Source organism: Roseococcus sp. SDR (assembly GCF_019083995.1).
Taxonomy (GTDB): domain Bacteria; phylum Pseudomonadota; class Alphaproteobacteria; order Acetobacterales; family Acetobacteraceae; genus Roseococcus.
On sequence record NZ_JAHRCU010000003.1, the window covers coordinates 125,302 to 143,198 of the forward strand.

General features: G+C 70.8%; 19 protein-coding genes. 18 read left to right on the forward strand and 1 reads right to left on the reverse strand.

From position 1 onward, the window contains the following. Window positions 1-16 precede the first annotated feature (16 nt). The 15 genes from KTR66_RS04615 to KTR66_RS04685 all read left to right on the forward strand — a co-directional run bounded on the left by KTR66_RS04615 (window position 17) and on the right by KTR66_RS04685 (window position 11,168). Window positions 17-655 (forward strand): hypothetical protein, encoded by a 639-nt coding sequence (locus tag KTR66_RS04615; RefSeq protein ID WP_213610915.1) that lies wholly within the window; start codon window positions 17-19, stop codon window positions 653-655. Between the two features lie 42 nt (window positions 656-697). Continuing rightward, a complete protein-coding gene (locus KTR66_RS04620) occupies window positions 698-955 on the forward strand; it encodes a hypothetical protein (RefSeq protein WP_213610917.1) in 258 nt (85 codons plus the stop codon). A gap of 236 nt (window positions 956-1,191) precedes the next feature. Continuing rightward, window positions 1,192-1,761 carry a hypothetical protein gene (locus KTR66_RS04625; RefSeq protein ID WP_213610926.1) on the forward strand — a complete coding sequence of 190 codons (570 nt, stop codon included), beginning with the start codon at window positions 1,192-1,194 and terminating at the stop codon, window positions 1,759-1,761. Next, entirely contained in the window at window positions 1,685-3,703 is a 2,019-nt protein-coding gene (locus KTR66_RS04630) for a phage terminase large subunit family protein (RefSeq protein ID WP_213610928.1), read from the forward strand. The genes KTR66_RS04625 and KTR66_RS04630 overlap by 77 nt, the downstream gene beginning before the upstream one ends. A 17-nt stretch (window positions 3,704-3,720) precedes the next feature. Further along, a complete protein-coding gene (locus KTR66_RS04635; protein WP_213610930.1) occupies window positions 3,721-3,957 on the forward strand; it encodes a gpW family head-tail joining protein in 237 nt (78 codons plus the stop codon). Further along, window positions 3,957-5,432, forward strand: a complete 1,476-nt coding sequence (locus KTR66_RS04640) for a phage portal protein (protein WP_213610932.1) — start codon at window positions 3,957-3,959, stop codon at window positions 5,430-5,432. Before KTR66_RS04635 ends, KTR66_RS04640 begins: the two co-directional genes overlap by 1 nt. An 18-nt stretch (window positions 5,433-5,450) precedes the next feature. Beyond that, a complete protein-coding gene (locus tag KTR66_RS04645; RefSeq protein WP_213610934.1) occupies window positions 5,451-7,481 on the forward strand; it encodes a prohead protease/major capsid protein fusion protein in 2,031 nt (676 codons plus the stop codon). Between the two features lie 80 nt (window positions 7,482-7,561). Continuing rightward, a complete protein-coding gene (locus tag KTR66_RS04650; protein WP_213610937.1) occupies window positions 7,562-7,906 on the forward strand; it encodes a DUF2190 family protein in 345 nt (114 codons plus the stop codon). Between the two features lie 3 nt (window positions 7,907-7,909). Further along, complete coding sequence (locus KTR66_RS04655) at window positions 7,910-8,131, forward strand: hypothetical protein (RefSeq protein WP_213610938.1); 222 nt, start codon at window positions 7,910-7,912, stop codon at window positions 8,129-8,131. Beyond that, window positions 8,128-8,451, forward strand: a complete 324-nt coding sequence (locus KTR66_RS04660; protein WP_213610940.1) for a hypothetical protein — start codon at window positions 8,128-8,130, stop codon at window positions 8,449-8,451. Before KTR66_RS04655 ends, KTR66_RS04660 begins: the two co-directional genes overlap by 4 nt. Further along, window positions 8,451-8,897 carry a hypothetical protein gene (locus KTR66_RS04665; RefSeq protein WP_213610942.1) on the forward strand — a complete coding sequence of 149 codons (447 nt, stop codon included), beginning with the start codon at window positions 8,451-8,453 and terminating at the stop codon, window positions 8,895-8,897. Before KTR66_RS04660 ends, KTR66_RS04665 begins: the two co-directional genes overlap by 1 nt. A 12-nt stretch (window positions 8,898-8,909) precedes the next feature. Beyond that, window positions 8,910-10,082 (forward strand): hypothetical protein, encoded by a 1,173-nt coding sequence (locus KTR66_RS04670; RefSeq protein WP_213610944.1) that lies wholly within the window; start codon window positions 8,910-8,912, stop codon window positions 10,080-10,082. A gap of 11 nt (window positions 10,083-10,093) precedes the next feature. Further along, window positions 10,094-10,333, forward strand: a complete 240-nt coding sequence (locus tag KTR66_RS04675) for a hypothetical protein (RefSeq protein ID WP_213610946.1) — start codon at window positions 10,094-10,096, stop codon at window positions 10,331-10,333. After that, window positions 10,333-10,995, forward strand: coding sequence for a hypothetical protein (locus KTR66_RS04680; protein ID WP_213610948.1), 663 nt, complete (start codon window positions 10,333-10,335; stop codon window positions 10,993-10,995). Before KTR66_RS04675 ends, KTR66_RS04680 begins: the two co-directional genes overlap by 1 nt. Before the next feature lie 11 nt (window positions 10,996-11,006). Then, window positions 11,007-11,168 (forward strand): hypothetical protein, encoded by a 162-nt coding sequence (locus KTR66_RS04685; RefSeq protein WP_213610950.1) that lies wholly within the window; start codon window positions 11,007-11,009, stop codon window positions 11,166-11,168. Here the strand turns inward: KTR66_RS04685 and KTR66_RS04690 are convergent. Beyond that, window positions 11,165-11,479 carry a hypothetical protein gene (locus tag KTR66_RS04690; RefSeq protein WP_213610952.1) on the reverse strand — a complete coding sequence of 105 codons (315 nt, stop codon included), beginning with the start codon at window positions 11,477-11,479 and terminating at the stop codon, window positions 11,165-11,167. The genes KTR66_RS04685 and KTR66_RS04690 overlap by 4 nt on opposite strands. A 45-nt stretch (window positions 11,480-11,524) precedes the next feature. On the opposite strand from KTR66_RS04690, the gene KTR66_RS04695 reads away from it, so the two are divergent. The 3 genes from KTR66_RS04695 to KTR66_RS04705 are packed head-to-tail and all read left to right on the forward strand — an operon-like array spanning window position 11,525 to window position 17,897. After that, window positions 11,525-12,241 carry a DUF6441 family protein gene (locus KTR66_RS04695; protein WP_213610954.1) on the forward strand — a complete coding sequence of 239 codons (717 nt, stop codon included), beginning with the start codon at window positions 11,525-11,527 and terminating at the stop codon, window positions 12,239-12,241. Further along, window positions 12,238-16,326: a hypothetical protein gene (locus KTR66_RS04700; protein ID WP_213610956.1), complete on the forward strand. Its 4,089-nt coding sequence runs from the start codon at window positions 12,238-12,240 to the stop codon at window positions 16,324-16,326. Before KTR66_RS04695 ends, KTR66_RS04700 begins: the two co-directional genes overlap by 4 nt. Beyond that, the gene (locus tag KTR66_RS04705) at window positions 16,323-17,897 is read left to right on the forward strand and encodes a hypothetical protein (RefSeq protein WP_213610958.1); all 1,575 of its coding nucleotides are present in this window, start codon (window positions 16,323-16,325) and stop codon (window positions 17,895-17,897) included. Before KTR66_RS04700 ends, KTR66_RS04705 begins: the two co-directional genes overlap by 4 nt.

The following is a 17,897-nucleotide window of genomic DNA, read 5'->3' on the forward strand; positions in this document are numbered from 1 at the left end:
AATCAGGAGGGGTTTGATGGACATGGTGGTGGCACAATCGGCCCGGGCTTCGGCGTTGCAGCGCCAGCCCATCGACATCGAGGATCTGCTGGTCTGGACCTATCGGGACCAGCGGGCGGATGTGGTGATCGAGCGCGGCATCGGGCTTTTCGACCAGGAAGGCGAGGCGGATGGGTTGGTGCGGCAACGCAGCTCAGCCTGCGGCGTGCTGGCAGTAGCGCGCAATGCGTTGCTCGGCTGGCGTGTGGATGGCGGTGGGCGCTCGGCTGGCGGGCTGCACGAGGATGCCGAGCTGGTGCATCGGGCCGTGATGCAGCTGACGGGTCGCGTTCAGGGGCTGCCGCACTGGCGCCTGGTCATCCAGAACGCGGCGCGGGCGGAGCGGCCAGATGCGATGGTGCGGGAAGTGCCGCGGCCGGTGCCGCGCATGCATCGGGATGGGCGCGTGCTGGTGGAGTGGAGCGACAAGGGCAAGCGCTATGGCACTTGCCCGGTCGAGTACGCGCCCTCGGCTGCGCTGATCCTGGCCGCGCAGGCGGAATATACGGCTTGGCACTCGGCGCTGATGCTGCTGGCCCTGGCGTTGCAGGTGGAGCGGAAGCTGACGCGCTGGTTTCCCCTGCGCCCGGCGGCGCCGGCCACGCCCTGGCTGTGATCTTGCTGGATGATGGGCGCGCGCATCGGGCAGGCTGGAGGCATGTGGCAGGTCATCATCCTGGTGGGCATGCTGCTGGCCCCGGCACCGGCGTGGGCGCAGGCGTGCTCGGGCATCTCCGACCCGGCCGCGCGCCTGAATTGCTACGCCCGGCAGCGCACCGCTCCGGCTGCGCGCTCGGTGCCGGTGGCGCCGCCGGAACTGGGCGGAAACTGCACCGCGGCGAATCCCTGCGTGGGGCCAAGGGGTGGTCGCTACTACTTCACGCCGTCAGGGACGAAGCGTTACCTCGGCCGGTAACTTCGTGCTTGACGTGCGACGGTGATGTTGACAAAACGGGGCAGCGATCGGTGCGCCCGGTGGAGGAAACTCCCCCGGGCGCTTTGCGTTTGAGGGGCCTGGCCCTGCCCCTATCGATGGGTCCTTCCCCATTTCACCTGTATGCGGGCAACAAGCACGCGAGAGCTTGGTAGTGGGGGTTGCGGCAGAGGGTGCAACCCGCAACGCCAGTTGCACAACCCGCAACGGGGGCCGGCATGCCACGCCTGACCATCACGGAGATCGCCTCCCGCGTCGGCGTTCATAAATCCACCGTCTCGCGCCAAGCGCGGGCGCGCGGCCTCGTTGGCGAAGACGGAAAGGTTGACCTCGAGGAGTACCAGGCTCTCCGTCAGACCGATCTCGACCCGGCGCTGCAGACCACTGGAGCCGCCCGGCCGAGCGAGGTGACGAAGGTCCTGAGCGGCCCCCAGCTCTCCGTCGAGCGCACGCGAAAGCTCGCCGCCGATGCGGAGCGCGCCGAGATCGAGCTCAAAGCCCGCAAGGCAGAGCTGGTCTCCGCCGCCGAGACCGCCGCGGCAGAGGAGGACGTCTGGCGCACCGTGCGGGACAAGTTCATGGCCGCCCCGCGCGCCTGGGCGGATAGCCTGCTGGAGGTGACTGAGCCCGCCGTCATGGAGGCCCGCCTCCGCCGCCTGTTCAACACGGCCCTGCGCGAGATCGCTGAGACCCTGGAGCGCGACGAAGACGATGCCGCTGGACGGTCTGACGAGCGCGCGCCGGCTGGTGCGCCTGGCGGCAGCGCGGGGGCTCAAGCCGCCGCCTGAGCGCACCCCGGCGGAATGGGCGGATGCGAAGCGCGTTCTGGGTTCCGAAGAAGGCCCGCATCCTGGGCCGTGGCGCACCAGCCGCACGCCGTATCTGCGCGAGGTCATGGAGGCCTGCGGGGTCACCCACCCATCGCGGCGGGTCACACTGCTGGCCTCGGCCCAGGTAGGAAAGACGAATGTCGAGCTGAATGTGCTCGGCCAGATCATTGACGAGACGCCGTGCAAGGTCCTGTTCGTCGTGCCGTCGCTGGATGAGGCGGGCGCCTTCAACCGGGAGAAGCTGGAGCCGCTGCTGAGCAACACCCCCGCCGTGAAGGCCAGGGTAAAGCCGCTCACCAGCCGGGACGAAACGGGCAGCACCACGCGCGTCAAGAAATTCCCGGGCGGCCAGATCGAGCTGACGGGCGCCAACTCCTCCAAGGGGTTGCAGATGCGCTCGGTGCCCGTGGTCATGCTGGATGAGATCGCGGAATTCCCGTTCGACGTGGACGGCCGCGGGGACCCGGTGGCGATGGCCGAAGCGCGGACCATGGCCTTCACCGGGCGCGAGAAGATCATCGCCGTCAGCACGCCCGGCACCAAAGGCTCCTGTCGGATCACGGCGCGCTACGAGGAGGGCTCGCGCGCGCTGTTCCATGTGGCCTGCCCGCACTGTGACCACCGGCAGCCGCTGATCTTCGACAATCTCCGCTGGCCGACGGGCGAGCCCGCGAAGGCCGAGTACCACTGCGCCGGGTGCGGCGCCGGCATCAACCATCGCGCCAAGGCCGACATGCTGGCCAACGGCGTCTGGGTGCATGAGCGGCCCGAGCTGGCCGAGATCCACCCGAGCTACCGCATCAACGCGCTCTACTCGCCCTTCGTGCCCTGGTCCTGGATCGCGGACCAGCGCGAGAAGTCGGCCGATGATCCGGTGAAGGACAAGGTCTTCACCCAGCAGGTGAAGGGCGAGGCGCATGAGCCCCGCTATGACGTGCCGGCGCACGAAACCCTCTGGCGGCGGCGTGAGGCCTGGTCGGCCAAGCGCATCCCGCCAGGCTGCCTGTTCCTGACGCTGGCGGTGGACGTCCAGGGCGACCGCCTGGAATGGGGCGTCTATGCCTTCGACCGGCACTTCGGCCAGTGGTGGATTGATGGCGGCATCCTCGATGGCGATCCGAACCTCGATCCGGTGTGGCTGGATATGGATGAGGTGATCGGCCGCAAGTGGCGCGACGCCTGGGGGCGCGAATGGGCGCCGGAAGCGGTGGGGGTTGATTCAAGCTACCTGCCCCAGCGCGTCTATGCCTACGCCCGCCGCCACGCGCACCGCGCCTCGCCGCGCGTCATGGCGCTGGATGGCCGGCCGAAATGGGGTGAGCCGCCCGTGGGCAAGTCCTCGCCGCAAGATGTGGACTACCAGGGCCGGAAGATCGGCATGGTGCAGCTCTGGCCCGTCGGCACCTGGGATCTGAAGACGGAAGTCGCCAGCGCGCTGCGCCTGACCGAGATGGGTCCGGATGCCAGCGGCACCTGGCCGAAGGGAGCGATGCGCTTTCCGCAGGCGCTGGCCATCGACTTCTTCGAGCAGCTGACGGCCGAGGCCTGCAAGGTGACGGAAACGCGCGGCGGCTTCGAATCCCGCATGTGGGTCAAGATCAGGGCGCGCAACGAGCAGTGGGACCTTGCGGTCTACTGCCGCGCGCTGGCGCGCCACGCGACTGTTGGATTCAGCGACGCGGAATGGGCCGCGCTGGAGCGCGAGCGCCTGGGCCCGCCCGAGGCCGCGCAGGCGGATCTGGCTGCGCTCTGGGCGCCGGATTTGAAAGCGCAGGCGCAGGCGGCCGTGGAGGCGCAGGCGCTCGAAACCGAGCGCCGCGCCAGCCAGGTGCAGGCCGCTCCGCCCCGTGCGGCCGAGGAGCGCCTGTTCGACGGCGCCGAGGATTTCTGGGGCGACTGAGCCCAAAGGAAGCACAGATGGCCTTCACGACCGATGACCTGAACGCGGTGGATCGCGCCATCGTGGCGCTCGCCTCCGGCCAGCGCACGGCCGAGGTGCGATTCTCCGATGGGCGGCTGGTGAAGTACGCGGAGACCAGCCTGAACGATCTGCGCAGCCTCCGCGCCTCGATGGCGGCCGAGGTGGCGACCGTGGCGCAGGACCCGACGCTGATGCGCGGCGGCGTGACGTATGCCGAGTGGACGCGGGACTGATGGCCCGCTTCCTCCTCGAGCGCGCGCTGATGCCGCTGGCGCCCGGCTGGGCGCTGCGCCGCATCGGCGCCCATGTGCAGGCCGAGGCGTTCCTGCGCGCCTATGACGCGGCGAAGCCCTCGCGCGCGACAAAAAGCTGGCGGGCGCCCTCCACCTCGGCGCGCACCGAGGATGCACCGGCCCTGCGCACCCTGCGTGATCGCTCGCGCGATCTGGGCCGGAACAACCCCTGGGCGAAGACGGCGCTGCTGAAGCTGCCGGCGCACATCGTGGGCACGGGCGTCGTCCCCCGGACGGTGGATGGCGCCGAGCGCACGCGCAACCGCGCCCTCTCCGCCTGGCGCGGCTTCGCGGAGGAGTGCGATGCGGAGAGTGACCTGGGCCATGAGGCCCAGCAAGCGCTCGCCATCCGCACCGTGGTCGAAAGCGGCGAGGCGCTGGTGCTCTGGGATGTGGATCGGCGCCGCGCCGGCGGCTGGGCCACGCGCGTGCTGGAGCCCGACTATCTGGACGAGCGCTTCAACGAGGTCTCCCGCAACGGCTCGGGCCGGATCATCGGCGGCATCGAGCTGAGTGCGCGCGGCGAGCGCGTCGCGTACCACCTGTTCCGCGAGCACCCGGGCGACATGTACCCGATGCTCAACCGCCTGAGCGAGCGCGTGCGGGTGCCGGCCGAATTCGTGGATCACATCTTCCACAAGGTGCGGCCCGGCCAGCTGCGCGGCATCCCCTGGATGGCGGCGAGCATGCTCGGCCTGCGGGACATGTCGGACTACATCGAGGCCGAGCGCTGGCGGAAGAAGATCACCGCGGCCCTCGCCGCCTTCGTCACGACGCAAGGCACGCCGGCCACCAGCGGCCTCGGCGCGGTCCGGACCGAGACCAGCGCCACGGGCGAACAGCGCGGCATCGAGAAGATCGCGCCCGGCACCATCAAACGCCTGCTGCCCGGCGAATCGGTGACGTTCAGCTCGCCGCCGGCGGACCAGGGCCTTGATGCCTATCTGCGGTGGGAGCTCTACGCGATCTGCGCCGGCCTCGGCCTGCCCTATGCCGAGCTGACGGGCGACCTCAGCAACGCGAACTACTCCTCGATGCGGGCGGGCAAGCTCGAGTTCTGGAACCTGCTCGACGCGTGGCAGTGGCTGATGGTCGAGCCGATGCTGCTGAAGCGCGCCTGGCGCCGCGTGCAGGCCACCTCCGGCGTGCCCGGCATGGCGTGCGAGTGGGGCTTCCCGAAGCGCCACTGGGTGGACCCGGTAAAAGACGTGACGGCCGAGATCCGCGCCATCCGCGCCGGCCTCACCAGCTCGCCCGAGGCCATCGGCAGCCGCGGCTACGACTGGCGCCGCACCCTGGCCGAACAGGCCGAGTACAAGGCGGCGGCCGACGCCGCCGGCCTGGTGCTCGACACCGATCCCGCGCGCACCGCCCTCAGCGGTGCGGCGAATGCCGAGCCCACGCCCGGCAACTGACCTGACAAGGAGGGCCGCATGGCCGATCGCATGACGACGCCCCGCGAGGGGCGCGCGGGTGAGCCGCTGCGCCGCGAGGCCAGCTTCCGCCCCGGGACCTATGACGCCGAGGCCCGCACCGTCGAGGTGACGTGGACCACCGGCGCCGATGTCCGCCGCTACGACTGGTGGGAGGGCCGCCACTACATCGAGCGCCTGACCGTGAGCGAAGAGGCGGTGGACCTCTCCCGCCTCAATGCCGGCGCGCCGGTGCTGGACACGCATTCGAGCTGGGAGCTGAGCGACCAGATCGGCGTGGTCGAGCGCGCCTGGATCGAAGGCGGAGAAGGCCGCGCCGTGCTCCGCTTCTCCGAGCGGGAGGATGTGCAGGGCATCGTCCGCGACATCCAGGCGGGCATCATCCGCAACATCTCGGCCGGTTACTGGGTGGACGAATGGGTGGTGACGCCCGGCACCTCCCAGCAGGTCGAGATCCGCACCGCCGCGCGCTGGACGCCCGGCGAGATCAGCTTCGTGCCGGTTCCGGCCGATCCGGGCGCGGGCACCCGCGCGCGCCCGTCCACCCCCGCACCCCGTGCGGTTTCCACCACCACCCCGCCGGAAGCTCCGGCTCAGCAGGAGGCCCGCATGGCCGTACCCAACAGCACGACGGGCCAGCCGCCCGCCGAGACCAACGACGCCGCCGCGCTGGACGCGGCCCGTGCGGCCGCCGCCACCGAGGCGCGCGAGGCCGAGACGGCCCGCATCCGCTCCATCAACACCGCCGCGCGCCACCTGGGCCTGGAGAGCGAGGCCGCCGCGCTGATCGAGAGCGGTGCCACGCTCGAGGCCGCGCAGCAGCGCCTGATCGAGATCATGGCCGAGCGCCGCGCGGCCGGCGGCACGGTCAACTCGGCCGCCATCACGATCACGCGCGATGAGGGCGACACGAAGCGCAGCGCCCTGCAGATCGCGATCGAGCATCGCGCGGGTGTCACGCGCGAGCTGCCGGCCGAGGCGCGCGAGTTCCGCGGCATGTCGCTGATCGACCTGGCGCGGGAATCCATCCACCTGGCGGGCGGCCAGACGCGCGGCCTGACGAAGGTGGAGGTGGCGAAGCTCGCGATGAACCATCGCGGCATGCTGATGCGCTCCGGCGTCGGCCTGCACACCACCAGCGATTTCCCGAACCTGCTGGCCAACACCGCCAGCAAGGCGCTGGGCGATGGCTATGGCTCCGCGCGGCGCAGCTTCACCGCCTGGGCGCGGCAGCGCACCCTGCCGGACTTCAAGTCCTTCCGCGTGATCAACCTCTCGGGCGCGCCGGCGCTCCAGCAGATCGCGGCCGTGGGGCAGGAGGCGGGCGAGATCACCTTCGGCACCGTGGGCGAATCAGCCGAGGCCTACCAGCTCTTCCGCGCTGGCCGGCGCGTCTCGATCTCCTTCGAGGCCATCGTGAATGATGACCTCTCGGGCTTCTCCCGCGTGCCGCAGCTCTTCGGCACGGCCGCCGCCCGGATGGAGAGCGAGACCGTCTATGGCATCCTGAACAGCAACCCGAACATGTCGGACAGCGTGGCCCTCTTCGCGGCGGGCCATGCGAACATCTTCGGCAATGGCGTCGCGGGCTTCGGCGCCGGCGATGGTGTGATCAGCGTCCAGGGCCTGGGCGTCGGCCGCCGCGTCATGCGCACGCAGACGGCGCCGAATGGCGACATCATCGACCTGACCCCGCAGTTCCTGCTGGTTCCGGCCACTCTGGAGATGCTGGCCCTCCAGTTCACTTCCGCGCAGTTCGTGGCCTCTTCGCCGGGCAATACGAACCCGAACCCGAATACGTCGCTGACGCCGATCGTGGAGCCGCGCCTCTCCTCGGCCACGCAGTGGTACCTGGTGGCCAACAACGCCGAGGTGGATACCGTCGAGTATGCCTACCTCGAGGGCATGGAGACGCCGGAAGTTACCACCTACGTGGATGAGGACACGGACGGCACCATCGTGAAGTGCACGCACAACTTCGGCGCGAAGGCGACCGACTGGCGCGGCATGGCCCGAGCCTCCGGCACCTGATGCCGCCCGCCGGGCCGGCATGGGCCGGCCCGGCATCCTTTCCCTCATGAGGCGCGCCAGGCGCGCAGGAGCTTCCATCCATGGCAAAGAACTATGTCGGCCCCGGCGACAAGATCGCCGTTGCGGCCCCCTACGCGCTCACCTCCGGCCAGGGCGCCCTGGTGCAGGCGGTCTTCGGCGTCGCGCAGAATGACGCGGCCAACGGCGCTTCCGTCGTGCTGGACACGACCGGCGTCTATGACATCACCAAGGAGCCGGCGCTGGCCATTTCCCAGGGCGTGCGCGTCTTCTGGGACAACGCCAACCGGCGCATCACCACCACGGCGACGTCGAACTTCCATGTCGGCATGGCCTGGGCGGCGGCGCTGGCGGGTGACGCCACGGTGCGCGTCAAGCTCGACCGCGGCACGCCCTCGGGGAGCTGATCCATGCACATCCGCACCTTGAAGCAGGCGGCGACGCCGGGCGGCGGCATCGTCCCCGCCGGCACCATCCTGGACCTGCCGGAGGCTGAGGCGGCGCCCATGCTCAAGGCTGGTGACGCCGAGCTGCTGAACGAGCCCCAGGCCACCGAGGAGGCAAGTGCCTCCGAGGGGCAGGGCGAGGGTGGTGAGGCCGAAGAGGGCCAGAACGCCGACGGCGCCGAATGAGCGACGCCTTTACCAGGGCCGCCGCCGCCCTGGTGGCGGACCCGAACATGGGGCTGGACGCGGTCTATCTGCCCGCCTCCGGCCCCAGCATCGCCTGCCGCGTGGTCTATTCCGAGCCGGTGGAGCACGCCGGCAGCCTGGCGCTCGCGAAGCGCCGCATGGCCTCGGTGCCGGCCTCCGCCGTCGCCGCCCCCGCGCGCGGGGACCAGCTGCGCATCCCGTCCCTCGCGCGGCCGGACAACCTCTTCAAGGTCGAGCAGGTGGAGACCGATCCGATGCGCGCCATGCATGACCTGACGCTGAGCCAGGCCGCCTCCTGATGCCCACCACCGTCTGGGATGCCGCAATGGATGCCGTGGCGGCGCAGCTGCGCGCCGTGGTCACCGGCACCCCGGTGGAGCTCGACCGCCGCGCCCCGGTGGCGGATGGCGAATGCCCCCGCCTGGTCGTGACGCAGGGCGACACGCCGGCGCCGGACCTCACGCAGGACCCGGGCGCCGAGTACCACGACATCGAAATCACCATCGCCGGCCACTGCGTCGGCAGCACCGACACCGCCACGCGCATCGCCACCAACACGCTCCGCGCCCAGGTGATGGCCGCGCTGAACGGCTACGCGGCCGGCGTGGTGTTCGACGTGATCGCCATCGGCGGCGATGGCGTGCAGCTCTTCGACGCCGAGGAATCCGCCAAGCCGCGCGGTGAATTCGTTCAACCCTTCCGGGTGCGGTGCGTCACCGCCTCGGGCCACCCCTACAGCGACTGACCGGAGGTCCCCATGGCTGGTGCCACCATCCGCAAGCGTTTTTCGGCGTTTGCCTTCAAGCAGGAAGCCACGCCCGGCGTGGACGCAATCGCCGACAGCCCCGTGCTGGCCGATTTCGTCCTGGGTGAGGGCAGCTACACCTACAACCCGCGGATGGTCGAGGACCCGAGCTTCACCGGCTCGCTCGACATGGCGCCCGGCATGCCTGGTGCCTTCGAGGCCAACATCACGATCAACGTCCCGATCCGCGGCAGCGGCGCGGCGGCCACCCCGCCCGCCTGGGGCAAGATGATGCCCTCCTGCGCGGTGGAAGAGGTGGTGGACGCCACCGGCGTGGCCGCCGCGGCGCTTACCGCCGGCACGGTGACGACGGGCACGCTGGGCACCGGCTTCGGCACCACGGCGCAGATGTATCGCGGCATGCCCGCCATCCTCGCCGTGAACCCGGTGGGCGGCGCCATCCTGCCCATCCTGGACTACACCGCCGGCAAGGTGGCCGATTTCGGCGTGACCTTCGGCGCCGCGCTCAGCACCAGCACCACGGTGCAGATCCCGCCGCATGTGCTGTATCGCGCCATCACGGATGAGACGAAGATCAAGTGGGGCACGCTCTACGTCTATGAGGACGGGCTGGTGTCGAAGTTCACCGGCCTCCAGGGCAGCGTGCGCCTCGGTCTCACCGCGGGCCAGAGCGGCATGCTGACCTTCACCTATCGCGGCAAGATGCTGGGGAACCCGGCGCCGGCCGCGCTGCCCACGGCGCTCACCGCCGGCTCCGCGCAGTCCCTGCCCATCTGGGTGAATGGCAATGCGCGCTTTGGGCGCGAGGTTATGCGCGTCAGCCAGATGAGCTTTGATCTGCGGAACAACATCATCCTGCCGCCCAACCCGGAATCGGCCGATGGCTTTGACCCCGGCCAGATTCTTGGCCGCGCGGTGCAGACCACCTTCGACCCGCAGCGGGACACGACGACGCAGGCGGCGAACATCGCGGCCTTCCGGGCCGGCAACAGCCGCTCGCTCTTCGCTCGGCTGGGCAGCGTGGCCGGCAACCGGTTCATCGTGAGCCAGCCTGCCATCCGGCAGACCATGGGTGACCCGGGGGACCGGCAGGGCCTTTCGATCAACCAGATCACCGCCGAGGCCAACCTGGCCGACGCGCCCTTCTTCCTCGCCAGCTTCTGAAGGAGGCCCCGATGGCCACGAAGACCCCCGCCCCCTGGATTGACCGCGCGCGCCTGCGCCTGGCGCTGCCCGGCCACCTGGTGGCGCTGCATGACGACAAGGGCGTGATCCCGCCCGAGCGGTACCTGCGCAGCGAGGAGGGCGGCTACATCGCCCTGCTGGCCGAACCGGAAGGCGAGGTGATGGTGGAGGTGGCCGAGCCCGCCCCGGCCAAGCCGAGCCTGCCGCCGAAGCCGGTGGACGCGCCCTGATGGACAAGCCCATCACTTCGGCGCGCGCGATCGAGCGCTTCACGCCGCATGGCAGCCCGCGCACCTATCTGCTGGCGCCGCTGAGCTACTTCCAGCGGATCGATTATGAGGCCGATGTCACGCGCATCGCGGGCCTCTACCCGAGCGACGCGCAGCTCATGGTGGCCGCCCGCGCCGCGATCCTCGACGCCGCGCCCGCGAACGCGGAGGAGCTGATGCAGATCGTCGCCGCGCGGGAGGAGGCGCCGGCCGATGCGCAGGCCCTCTCCCGCTTCGGGCAGATCGAGCTGCAGCTGATCAAGGCGCCGGTCTATGTCGAGCTGCTGGTGGCGCGCCAGAAGCGCCTGGCGAAGCTGCCCTGGGTGGCGGCGATGCACGCGCTGCGCGGCTGGGAAGGCCCAGGCCTGCCGCCCTTCGAGGCGGTGGATGGCGTGGCCTCGCCCGCCTGCATGGAGGCGCTGGCGGCGCTGGAGGAGTTGCCCGCCGTCGGCTGGCAGGCGCATGCGCTGATGAAGCCGGGCCGGCGTGCGGAGGGAAACTCCGCATCGCCCTCGCCCTCACCCGGGACCCCGGCGCCTGCCAAGGCGGGGACCAGCCGGAAGGCGGCGGGCGCTGGCTCCTCGCGGGGGAAGAGTTCGAGGAAAACCCGCGCAAGCGCATAGGGCCCGCCTGGATGAGCTTCGTGCGGCTCTGGTTCGCCTGCCGGGGGGAGGCGGGCATCGTGAACTGGCCGGCGGCCGGCGGTGTGGGGGATCAGGCGGCGTGGCTGGTGGATGCGTTCAACATCCTGGCCGGGGTGGATGCGCAGATGCGGGAGGAGCGGCCGGGGGGTTAGGGCTGCCGTCCGCACAGTCGCAGCTGGTGCTGGTAATCTTCCAGCGCACGCAGCAGTCGCGCGTGACGCTGCAGCATGTCGAACATCTCGACCATGAGCGCCGTATGCGCTTGACCCAGCGGCGTATCCGGTTGGCTGCGTCCGTGCGGCATGACGATGTTGTTCAAGGCTTCCAGTGGCGCTGCGCGCTCGCTTTCGGCCGCGATCACCAATCGCACGGCACGGTCTATCGCGCGGCAATCGGCCGGTGTGTAGGCCAGGGCCGATCCCGCCCAGGTCAGACCCATCAACGTAATCGCCAGCGGCTTCATTCTGCTCTCCATCAAGGGCGCTGAAGCTTAGCCGAAAGCCCCTTCATGATCACGATGAACATCGAGGGCGACCTGCGCGACGCCATCGCGCGGCAGGTGGATGGCCTCTCCGACCGGTTGGCGGGGGCGGTGCGGCGCACTTCTGAATCCGCCGCTGGCAAGCTCAGGGGGCAGACGCGCGCGGCGGGCCTGGGGGCGGGCCTGGAGAAGGCCTGGCGGATGGAAACCTATCCGCAGGGCCGCCGCCGCACGCTGCGCCCCGCCGCGCTGATCTACTCGCGCTCGCCCGTCCTGCATGAGGCGTTCATGGAAGGCGCGGCCATCGTCCCGCGCCGCTCCCGCTTCCTGGTGATCGCGCTCGACGCCGCGATCAAGATGGGATTCGGCCATACCAGTGTCAGCCGCAAGGGCGGCGCCGTGCCGGGCGAGCGCAAGCGCAAGGCCAGCCGCCTGGATGACGCGGCCGAAGCCCTGCGGGCCGACATTGTGAGCATCTCGCAAGCCCGGAAGGGCGCTGCCATCGGCCCCCGCAAGGGCGGTGCGCCACGCGCGCGGATCGTGCTCTTCCCGTCCAAGGCGCGCCCCGGCGCGCTGCTGGCCGTGCTGTTCCGCCCCGGTGAGGGCGGGAGGGGCACGCCGTTGTTCCTGCTGCTGCGCGCCACCCGCGCGCCGCGGCTGCTCGACTTCGCAGCGGTGCGTGCCCAGGCGATGGGCGAGCTCCGCACCAACGTCACCCAGGCCCTGGAAGGTGGTTCAGCATGAGCGGCAGCAACACCGCCGGCGTCACGCTCCCGATCCGCCTCCAGGCCAATGGCGTGAAGGAGGGGCTGGAGGCCATCGGCCAGGCCGGCAAGACGGCTTTCGACGGGATCGCCGGCGCGGCGGGCAAGACGGAACAGTCCAGCGCCGCGCTCCAGCGCGCCTTTGCCCGCACGCAAGCGGTGCTCGACCCCGCTGCCGCGGCGGCCGAGAAGTATGCGCTGCAGGTGACGAACATCAACCGCGCCGAGGAAGCGGGCCTCGCCACCGCCCAGCGGGCCGCCCAGCTGCGCGAGGCGGCGACCGCGCAGCGGGATCGCTCCATCGCCCGCATCCAGGCCGAGACGGCCGCCATGCTCGCGCAGAACGGCGCGCTCAGCACGCAGGCGGCGGCAGTCCAGCGCTTTAGCGCGGCCAATGACCAGGCGGCATCCTCCGCGCGTGGCTTTGGCGGCGTGGTGGGCCAGGCCGGCTTCCAGGTGCAGGACTTCGTCACTCAGGTGCAGATGGGCCAGAATGCCCTGATGGCCTTCGGCGTGCAGGGCGCGCAGCTGCTCGGCGCCTTTGGCACGGGTGGCGCCATCGCCGGCGCGCTGCTGGTCTTCGGCACGCTGGCCGCGCAGATGGTGGGCCTCGGTTCCGCGGCCGATACCCTGGCCGAAGCCACGGATGCGGTGAAGGAAGGCTATGACCGGCTGAACGACGCGGCCGAGCGCCGGCAGCGCGGCCTGCAATCTGAGGCCGAGGCGGTGGCCCTGCTGGCCGAGGAGTATCGCGGCATGGGCCTCGCCGCCGCGCGCGCCGAGACGCTGCTGGTCGAGCGGCGCGGTGCGGCGCTGGACCTTGAGGCCGGCCGCATGCGGGAGGCCTTGCAGGGCACGCTCTCCAGCGGCGTGCTGCAGCAGCTCCGCCCGCGCGACGCCACCAATGCCCTGGGCGAGGATCTCGGCCTCGCGCGCGTGGATGAGCGGCTGGTGCCGTTGGCTGGTTTGCTCGAGCGCATCGGCGCCGAGGCCGGCCAGACGCAGCAGAACATCCGCGCGCTGGCGGCGGAGGCGGACCGGCTTGCCCAGGCTGGCGGTTCCAGCGCGCAGAGCTTCACGCAGATGCGTGATGCGGCGCTGGACCTTCTGCCGGCCGCCGCGCAGCTGGACCAGGCGCAGCGCCAGCTTGCTGTCCAGGCCGTTGCCGCGGCCGAGGCCATGGGCAATTCGGACGAGGTGGTGGCGCGCTACGCCGCCCGCTTCGGCAGCCTCGCCACCGAGATTATGAATGCCGGGCGCCAGCTCAACGCGCTGCGCCAGGGCGGCATCGGCATCGCTGAGAGCGCCATCGCGGGCGAAATCCGCCGCAACGAGGCGGTGCTGGCCGCGCTGCGCTCCGGCGGCGTGGAAGCGGGGCGGACGGCGCGTGACGCCGGCACGCGCGAAGAGCAGATCCTGAAACGCGCGAGCGACCTCGCCGCCGCCGCCCGGCGCGAGATGGAGGCGGCCCAGGTGCCGCTGGCGGAGATCCAGGAGCGCCTGCGCGAGGCGCAGACCGAGTACCTGGCACTCGCGACCCGCGCCGTGGACAGCGGCCGTCAAGCGGATGAGGGGCTGCGCCCGGCCCGTGATGGCGCGCGGGGCACCGCGGCGGCTGTGCGGGACATCGCCGAGGCCTATGTCGAGCTGCGGCGCGAGGCCTCCTCCGGCCTGCTGCTGGTGAGCGAAGCCGACGCCCGCACCGTGCGCGAGGTATCGGCCCAGCTGCGTGGCACCGCGCTCGATCCTGCCGCGCGCCGCCGTGCGGAGGCGGAGGCGGAGCGCACGGCGGAGCGCGAGGCGGAGCGCCGGCAGTCCGAGGCGGATCGCTTTTCCCAGAACTGGGGTGACCGCCTGGCGCTGGAAACCACCCGCGGGATCTTCGAGGGCACGAAGAACGGCGAGACCGCGGCGCAGCGCTTCGGCAATGCCTTCCGCAACATCCTGTTGAGCAGCGTGTCTTCCGTGCTGTCCCGCCAGGTGTTTCAGCCGATCATCTCCAGCGTCGTCAGTGGTGGCAGCGGCGGCGGCCTGTCCAGCCTCTTTGGCGGCTCCGGCACCATGGGCGGCGCGGGCGCCGTGGCCGATGCCGGCGGCATGCAGGGCGGCCTGAACCAGGCCGGGCAGCTTCTCGGGCTGCGCAGCGCGGGCGGCTTCGGCAACCTGGGCAACGCCTTCACCGGCAATGGGTTGGCGAACACCGGCTTCGCGGGCCTTGATGGCCTGCTGAACACGCAGGTGGTGGCACCCTCGCTCAGCACCAACGGCATGATCGGCGCTGGCGGCATTCCCATCGTCGATGGCTCGGCGGGACTGAGCGCCGCCGGTGCCATCGGCGGCGCCGCCTCCATCGCGGGTGGCGCGTATGGCGTGTATCAGGGCCTCCAGCGCGGCGGCATCGGCGGCTACACCTCCGCCGCCGGCGGCGCGCTCTCGGCGGGCCTGGGCGTCGCCATGCTGGCCGGCGCCACCATCCCCGTGGCGGGCTGGGTCCTGGCCGGCCTGCTGGCCATCGCGGGCGCGGCCCTGCCCGGCCAGCAGCAGAGCGGGCGCGGCCAGCTCTCCCGCATCAACCTCAACACCGATAACCAGACCTATGAGGGCCTGGGCGGGGATCGCTTCAGCCAGGGCAACCGCGACGCCGCGTCGAGCACCGTCGCGTCCATCGCCGACATGGCTCGCCGCATCGGCGATCAGCTCGGCGGCGCGCGCATCGGCGGCGATGTGGCGGTGGGCGTCACCAGCTCGCGCGGCTCGGGCCCCGGCCAGCTCTACCTCCAGGTCGGCGCCAACACCCAGGCCTTCGCCAATGACGAAGCCGGCTCCAAGCAGCTGGCCGAGACCGCCGCGCGCCTCATCCTCGAGGAGTTCAAGCGCCAGGGCACCGCCACGGGCGACTATGCCGGCATCCTCGCCGCCAGCCCCACCGTGGAGGTGCTGAGCCAGAACCTCGAATGGTATGAGAAGACCTACAAGGTCCTGACGCAGGCGACCGAGCCCGTCTCCGCCTTCCAGCAGAGCATTGACCAGCTCACCGCGCAGTTCCAGCCCGCCATCGACAAGGCGCGCGAGCTGGGCCTGAGCGTGGATGCGATGACGGCGGCGCGCGAGCGCGAGTTGCAGAAGCTGCGTGATGAGCGCGCCACCGCCGTCCGCAACTTCGGCAACAACCTCGATATCCGCACGGCCCGCGCCGTGGGGGATAATCGCAACGCCGATCTCTTGGCTTTCGATGTGCAGGCTGAAGTTCAGATGAAGCAGGCCCGCGCCGAGCTTGAGGCTCTGGGCCTGACGGCGGAGGAGGTGGCCGGCTACATCACCCGCGTCGAAAGCACGCTGGCGACCGAGCGCCTGGCCATCGTGACGCAGTATGCCAATGAAGCGGCAGCGAAGGAGCGGCAGGCGGCGGCGGAGCGGCAGCTCGCCCTTGAAGCGACCGTGCAGGCGGGCCGCGAGCGGCTGCGCGTGCAGGAAGAAGCCCTGCGCGCTGCGAATGACAACGAGATGGCGCTGCGCCAGCGCATGCGGGAGGGCATCGCCTCGCTTCGGGAAGAGGTGGACGCGGCCTTCCTCGGCAGCAATTCGCCGCTCACGGGCCAGCAGCGCTTCGCACTCGCGCAACAGAAATACGAACGCGGGCAGCTTGGCCTGAATGAGTATCTGGGCGAGGCGAAGGGCGTCTTCGGTTCCGCGACTTCGGAATATGCCGGCCTGTTCTATGGCGCGCTGGACAATCAGTTGCAGGAAGCGGCGCGGGTGGAGGAGGCGCTGCGCCTGAGTGCCGCGATGCGCGCCTATCAGCTCGACCCCATCAACAACCCCAATCCGCAATTCGACACGAATGTGCGCGCCTGGTGGGATGTGCGCGCGCCCCGCCCGCAGGGCGAAATCGCGGCTACGGATACCAAGGCGCTCACCACGCTCATGCAAGGCGTGCTGGCCGAGCTGCGCAGCGGCAACAGCGTGCGGGTGAACAGCAGCGAGGAGCAGGCCGATCTCCTCGCTCGCATGACGCGCCTTCTCGCCTCGATGGAAGGCAAGGCGCAGCTTGCGGCGGCGGCATGAGCAAGCTCGTCTATCTGGCCGAGATCGAAGCCTATGACCCCGCGATCTCGGCCGTCCGCACGCTGCGCTTCGCCTCCTCCGGCTGGGCTGGCACGGGCGCGCCCGGCTTCTTCGATGGCCGTATCATGGGCGTGCCGGTGCTGTCCCGCACCGCCTTCGCGCCCGGCACCACCTCGGGCCGCATCGCCCAGGGCATCGGCGCGCTGAATCTGGCCAACCCCGATGGCGCGCTGGATGCGCTGGCGGATTATGGCTTCGATGACCGCCGCCTCGTCATGCGCGTAGGGGAGGAGCGCACGCCCTATGCCGACATGGCGATCCTGCTCACCGGCACCGTTGAGCAGGCCAGCTTCACCGATGCGCAGGTGACGCTGCGCCTGCGAGATCGTCTCTGGACGCTCGACAAGCCGATGGTCTCGGCGAAGTACCTGGGCACCAACAGCGGCGCGACGGGCGTCGAGGGTACGGCCGATACCATCAAGGGCCAGACCAAGCCGCGCATCTTCGGCCGCGTCATCAACATGGCGCCCAAGCAGGTGAACGTGCCCGCGCAGATCTGGCAGGTGAGTGATGGTCCGGTGGCCGCGATCACGGCCTATGAAGGCGGCACCGCCATTGCCACGGGCGCGCCCTATGCGGACCTGGCGGCGTTGCAGGCCACGGCGCCCGCTGCTGGGCAGATGCGCGCGTGGCTTGGGGGTGGCCTGTTCCGGCTGGGCTCATCGCCCACCTTTGCCATCACGGCCGATGTGGATGAGGGCGCGCTGGCGGCCGACCGCACGGCGGCGCAGGTGCTCTCCCGCCTTGCCGCCGGCCCCGGCGGCCTGCTGACGGATGACATCGATGCGGCCGATGTGGCGGCGCTGGATGCCGCCAATGCCGCGCAGGTGGGCATCTGGACGCCGGGCGACGGCCCGACGCTGGCCGCGATGGAGGCCATCGCCAACAGCGTCGGCGCCTGGGTGGGCTTCGACCGCCTGGGCAAGCTGCGCATGCGGCGGCTGGAGCGTCCTGACGGCGCGCCGGTGGTCACGTTCCGCATGCTGCGCCGTGGCGAGGTGGCGAACGCCACGACGGCCGATATCATCCGCCTGGAGCGCGTGCCGCTGGCCGACCAGGGGCGGGGCGTGCCGACCTGGCAGACCACGCTGCGCTACGCCCGCAACTGGACGCCGCAGCGCCGCAACGAGTTGACGGGCGCCGTCACGGATGCGCGCGCCGCCTATCTGGCCGAGGAGTGGCGCAGCGCCGTCGCCAAGGATGAGGCGGTGAAGGTCAAGCACCTCGGCGCCTCTGACCTGACCTTTGACAGCCTGCTCATCAGCGAGGCCGACGCCGAGGCCGAAGCGGCGCGCCGCCAGGCCATGACCAGCGTGCGGCGGGACCGTCTGCGTCTCGGCACGGTGTTGACCTCGGCGCAGCTCGCGGCGGTGGATCTGGGCTCCATCGTGAGCGTGCAGGTACCGCGCTACGGCTACGCGGCCGGGCGCCTGATGGTGGTGATCGGCCTGACCATGGGCGTGGATGGGCTGGACCGCCCTGATTTCGTCACGCTCGATCTCTGGGGATAG